This window comes from Haloferax sp. s1, assembly GCF_058382125.1.
This window is the reverse complement of sequence record NZ_JBZRPK010000470.1, coordinates 4,228-5,241: the sequence shown is the minus strand read 5'-3', so window position 1 is coordinate 5,241 and position 1,014 is coordinate 4,228. Positions and strand designations below refer to the sequence as shown.

Annotated in this window: 2 protein-coding genes; one reads left to right on the top strand and one right to left on the bottom strand. The window is 62.4% G+C overall.

The window, feature by feature from the left end; all coding sequences use genetic code 11:
* Positions 1 to 587 (top strand): phosphate signaling complex PhoU family protein (locus QT222_RS07060; RefSeq protein ID WP_491476755.1); only part of this gene is annotated, 587 nt, incomplete at its 5' end.
* A gap of 13 nt (positions 588 to 600) precedes the next feature.
* Here QT222_RS07060 and QT222_RS07055 read toward each other — a convergent pair.
* Positions 601 to 1,014: DUF2238 domain-containing protein (locus QT222_RS07055; protein WP_491476754.1), on the bottom strand; the 414-nt coding region annotated here is incomplete at its 5' end.

The following is a 1,014-nucleotide window of genomic DNA, read 5'->3' as shown; positions in this document are numbered from 1 at the left end:
TCGACCGGCACTTCACCCGCGGACTCGACCGCCTCGACGAGGTTGACGCGCTCGGCGAAACACGGACAGAACTATTCCGACTCTACACCGCAGCGCGGGAGTTAGAGCGCATCGCCGACCACGCCGAGCAAATCGCATCTGTCGCATCAGCGGTCGATGAATCACTTGGCCAACCGCTCGCCGACGAAATCGAAACGGTCTCTCGAATCGTTCGAGACGCGGTCGAATCGGCAGTCTACGTGGCGTTCGCGGGCGAAGATTCCAAGACCACACGAGATATCTTTGAGACGCGCGACCGAGTGTGCGAACAGCTTAACGACATCGAGCGCCGCGTATTCGACGGGAACGACAGCGATTACCGCTTTGCGCACGCCCTCCACAGCCTCCGGCGAACGGCTGAGCACGCCGGAAATATCGCTGAAGTCGGACTCCGGACGGCGGTCCGACGCAAGGCAGTAGACGAACACCCACCGGATACCTGTGAGAACGAACCACTCTCGGACATCGGAGACACAGCTTCGAGTTCGAGTCCCGTGGGAACAGGAAACTCGGAGGACGACCGAGGCGGGTCCGCCGTCACTGACTGAACCCTCGCTTCTCTCACCGACTGGAGTGTTCGTCCGTCAGCAGGAAATTTCTCAACGCGCGGTCGCCGAACACGACGACGAGCGCGGCCCCGACGAGGTTGAACACGAGGTCGAGCACCGTGTCGACGCGACCGTAGGAGACGAGCACAGGCTCGATTCCGAGCGCGTCGGCACCGCGGTGGATGGCATACTCGGCGATTTCCCAGAGCAGACCACTACAGACGACGACGGCGAGGACTCGCTGGGAGGGTTCGCGTCCCCTGCGCCGTGCGAGTACGTGGACGAATCCACCGAGAATCGACGCCGAGTGGGTGTGAGTGAGGTGGTCCCACCACCACACGTCGTCGTAGGGGCCGAGCATCCCGACCGAGTGAGTTAGCATCGCCGACTCCACGTACACACGCTGCCACGGATGGAACGACTCACC